This window comes from Microcystis sp. LE19-10.1B (genome assembly GCF_027530565.1).
In the GTDB taxonomy this organism is placed as follows: Bacteria; Cyanobacteriota; Cyanobacteriia; order Cyanobacteriales; family Microcystaceae; genus Microcystis; species Microcystis aeruginosa.
Map to the genome: position 1 here is coordinate 1 of NZ_JAPZQM010000658.1, position 4,479 is coordinate 4,479.

The following is a 4,479-nucleotide window of genomic DNA, read 5'->3' on the forward strand; positions in this document are numbered from 1 at the left end:
AAGAGTACAAGAGCGACTATCTCAACAATCTGTTATTGGCTCTCCCAGGTTTGGTGGGTAAAATGTATTCTAAGATACATTACTCCTAGCGAGGGAGTGGAGCGAACCACAAAGACACAAAGGACACAAAGATCGATCCTGTGTAAGTTAAACTTATCACACAGAACCTAGAAGAGCCTGATAACTGATAACTGATAACTGTTAACCATTCATTGATAAATATTTAGCCACCGATTGCACATCTTTATCACCCCGTCCAGAGAAATTAATAACAATGCGAGGACTACCATTTACTTGCGGGCAAAGAGTTTCTAAATAGGCTAAAGCGTGGGCAGTTTCTAGGGCCGGAATAATCCCTTCTAAACGGGAAACTCTTTGAAAAGCTTCTAATGCTTCCTTGTCGGTGACACTGTAATATTCGGCGCGACCACTATCTTTTAAAAAGCTATGTTCTGGCCCGACTCCGGGATAATCTAAACCAGCACTAATGGAGTGGGCCTCGATAACTTGACCTTCGCTATCTTGTAATAAATAACTCATTGCTCCATGTAGAACCCCCGGTTGACCTTGGGTAAGGGTGGCGGCGTGTTTTCCGGAAGCGATACTTTCCCCGGCGGCCTCAACACCAATTAAACGCACGGAAGCTTCTTTAACAAACTCATGAAATAAACCCATAGCATTAGAACCACCCCCCACGCAAGCGAGGAGAATATCCGGTGAACCGCCCCATTTTTCCAGACTTTGCTGACGGGTTTCCTGACCAATAACCGCATGAAAATCGCGTACCATCATCGGATAGGGGTGGGGACCGGCCACAGAACCAAGGATGTAGTGAGTGGTTTCCACATTTGTTACCCAGTCGCGAATCGCTTCCGAGGTGGCATCTTTCAGGGTTCCTGTCCCGGCGGCCACGGGTTGCACCGTCGCGCCAAGCAGTCTCATGCGGAAAACATTGAGTTCTTGGCGTTCCATATCGTGAATTCCCATATAAATCACGCATTCTAGACCAAAACGAGCGCAAACCGTAGCGGTGGCCACGCCGTGCTGTCCTGCCCCAGTTTCGGCGATAATTCGCTTTTTACCCATGCGTTTGGCTAATAAAACCTGACCGAGGGCGTTATTAATCTTGTGGGCCCCGGTATGGTTTAAATCTTCACGTTTTAGGTAAATTTGCGCCCCAGTGCCGTCAGCTTTGGCATAATGGGCGGTGAGACGTTCGGCAAAATATAAGGGACTGGGTCTACCGACGTAATCCTTGAGCAGTTGATTTAATTCTTCTTGAAAATCGGGGTCGTCTTGATACTGATTATAGGCCGTTTCTAGTTCACTTAAGGCTGGCATCAGGGTTTCTGGGACGTATTTGCCCCCGTAGCGTCCAAAACGCCCAAAAGCATCGGGATACTGGGTTGCTGTGCCGGCTGAGGCGGCATAAATCGGCGTGATAGTCATGTAAACCTTCGATGAGAGACTTATGATCCATTATAAATCTAAGGGTTTAGTCTCTGGGTTAACCTGAGTTCCAGGGCAATCATCGCCTAACCCACTTAATCATCAAAGGGTGAGCATTGCCCACCCTTTGACTGATTTTACAGCCAAATACTCACATCAACTTTTAACACCTGTCCTAATAGTAATAACCATTTTAATTGAGTCATCGGCCAGGGACAGGCAGCATCTATTGAATTGGACCGCAAAGAATTAAGAACTAGACGACCATGGAAGTAATAATAGTATAATTCCTGAGAGCGATCGAGGGATAATCCTAGCTTTAATTGTTGGCTAACTTCAATTAAACGGGTGATTAAGCGAGTATCCTCCTCCGCCGTTAAAGGATCACCATCGTGTAATAATTTCCCAAGAGATTGCCAGAGCAAACTTTCTAAGGTTTGACGCGCTTCGGGAATATTTAATTGACAGTGTAAATGATTGGCCTCCTTAGCAATAGCAAATAATTGATCGAGATTATTTTCCGTTGCTTGCCGCTGCTCAAAATCTTTTTCTAGGGCATTAATCACCTGTAAACAACGATGAGAAATGGCAATATCGGCCGCTACCTGTAACTCTTGAGGTACGGGCAGCTCATCCCGTTGGAAAGCCGCTAAAATGCCGTAATTATCCCGATAAACTTGGGTGTATAATTGATCGAGACGTTTTTTAGTTTCGGCTGTCACCTTCTGCATGATCCGGTGTCTTTCATCGGCAAAAAGATGGGGTAAAGCAAAGAAGTTTTCTCCCAATCCGCGCCCCATTTCTACGATCATGGTCGAAACACTGGCCTGTTGTAAAGATTCAAAGAGATGATCCTTAAGATTGGTATAGATTAACCGACTGTTAAACGGTTGAATGCAGCAGTAAAAATCCCAACCTCCTAAATGTAGAACAGCAAAGACAAAATGTTCACTTTCTTGGGTAATTTCCGAGGTTAATTCCACCTGTCCCACTGCTAAAGTTAAAGACCCGATCGCTTGTTTTTGATAATCTAATTGACGGGTATTGTAACAATAAATCCGATGATGACTGGGATAATTGGTAAATAGGGAACTAATGGCGTAATGGGCCGCCACCCGTTCCAAATCGACCCGCGCAGAAGTGACCAATTGTCGATAGACATCAGCCCCATCTTGATATAACTTAACGTTACTGGGAGCGAAAGCTAGACGACTGAGGAAATTCATTTCTAATTGAATTCCAGCCACTTCTCCGGCTAATTCCAGGGCCCGGCCAGCATATCTCAAAATTTGCGTACCTTCAGGTCGAGAAATTTCCTCAAAAAACCAGCCACAACTGGTAAACATCAATAAAGCTTGTCTTTGCATTTCTAATAAACGCAAAGCATCGATTTTCTCGCTTTTACTCAGGTTGCGACTTTGATGCAGGGCGAGGAAATGTTCGATCGCGTCTGGGGATCGATCTAAAATAACTGCAATGTAGTCATCCCTTGTCTGCCAAGGATCGCGGAAAAATTCCTGTCCTTGAATCTCATATACCTTAATCAACTCATCTCTGAGCCAATTTAGGGACTCCCGCAGGGGTTTACGCCATTTTTGCTGGTAATTTCCCCCTCCCCCGCAACCACAGTCATCCTGCCAACGATTTACGCCATGGACACAACTCCAAGCGGTCACGGGTTTTAATTCCACTTCCCAAGTCGGGGGGCAAATACTGAGATAATGGGCGAAATTGGTGACTGTCCAGCCGTTTTTTGGGAAAGATTCCGTAAAAGCATAGCTAAGACACTTCTCTGTCCCCTGTTTGTGGTGGCCGAAGGTTTCCCCATCGGTAGCGACGCTGATTAACTGGGAGGGACGATGATCCCCTTTAATTGCCTGTCCCAGACGACCGACGAGAAAATCACTGCTGGCTAGGACATCATTAAAGCCCATATCCCGAGAAATTGGACCATCGTAGAAGAAAATATCCAGATAACGACCATCGGGGATGTAACAGCGATAGGGACGGGTGGGATCGATTTGACCTCCGGCCACCGCGTGCCATTGGGGATGAGGATCCTGGTCGCTAGGGAAAGGACGACAGCGCAGGGCCTGGGAAGGGGCTAAAATGGTGAATTTAATCCCCTCATCGATTAAAGCTGTCACTGTGGCTAAATCAATGGCTGTTTCCGCTAACCACATTCCTTCGGGATCCCGGCCGAAACGATGCTGAAAATCGGCTTTTCCCCAGCGAATTTGGGTGTATTTGTCCTGTTTGTTGGCTAGAGGCAGAATGATATGATTATAGACCTGGGCGATGGCGTTACCATGACCGTTTAAGCGTTGACAACTTTTTTGATCCGCTGTCAGGATGCGTTGGTAAACTTCGGGATCATGGGATTGCATCCATGACATGAGGGTAGCCCCGATGTTAAAGCTGAGATATTCGTAGTTATTAACTATTTTGATCACTTCCCCCCGGTCATTGTAAATGCGCGCAAAAGCATTGGCACGATAACACTCGTGATGGATGCGTTCATTCCAATTATGGAAGGGATGGGCGCTCGGTTGCCGTTCAATTCTGTCTAGATAGGGATTTTCTCGCGGTGGTTGGTAAAAATGTCCGTGAACCGTGATATAAACTCCGTGAGCGGTTTTCAGGGGATCGACCCCCGTATCGGTATAGGAATAAAAGGTTGTAGAAGGATGTTCAACAAGATAAGTCATAGAAAGGCCTAGAAAATCGTTTTTTTTTGAGCGAAAATAGCTGTAGAATGTAGCGACCTGATGTTTAAAAAAACTGAAAACCTGGCCGTTTTTCACGGCCTTGTGGTCACAATATCACATTTTATTTTCCTAGCAAAGCTAGGGTTAACAATTCGCAACTTCTCTATACACAGCACTAAGTAGGGTCTGCTGAAAAAGTTTTTCCTAGGGGCAGGGTGTAGGGTGTGGGGTGTGGGGTGTGGGGTTTTACCCATTTTCATCGGGTAAATTACCTAATTTTCAGGGAAAAAGTCCAGGAATTTTCCCCCCGACCACTCCCATA

General features: G+C 45.9%; 3 protein-coding genes. All 3 read right to left on the reverse strand.

What is annotated here, in order from left to right:
* Positions 1 to 201 precede the first annotated feature (201 nt).
* Positions 202 to 1,449: a tryptophan synthase subunit beta gene (trpB, locus tag O9332_RS23555; RefSeq protein WP_002757811.1), complete on the reverse strand. Its 1,248-nt coding sequence runs from the start codon at positions 1,447 to 1,449 to the stop codon at positions 202 to 204.
* A gap of 137 nt (positions 1,450 to 1,586) precedes the next feature.
* Positions 1,587 to 4,157 carry a DUF3536 domain-containing protein gene (locus tag O9332_RS23560; protein ID WP_002757810.1) on the reverse strand — a complete coding sequence of 857 codons (2,571 nt, stop codon included), beginning with the start codon at positions 4,155 to 4,157 and terminating at the stop codon, positions 1,587 to 1,589.
* Between the two features lie 92 nt (positions 4,158 to 4,249).
* A complete protein-coding gene (locus tag O9332_RS23565; protein WP_288027651.1) occupies positions 4,250 to 4,417 on the reverse strand; it encodes a hypothetical protein in 168 nt (55 codons plus the stop codon).
* Between the last annotated feature and the right edge of the window lie 62 nt (positions 4,418 to 4,479).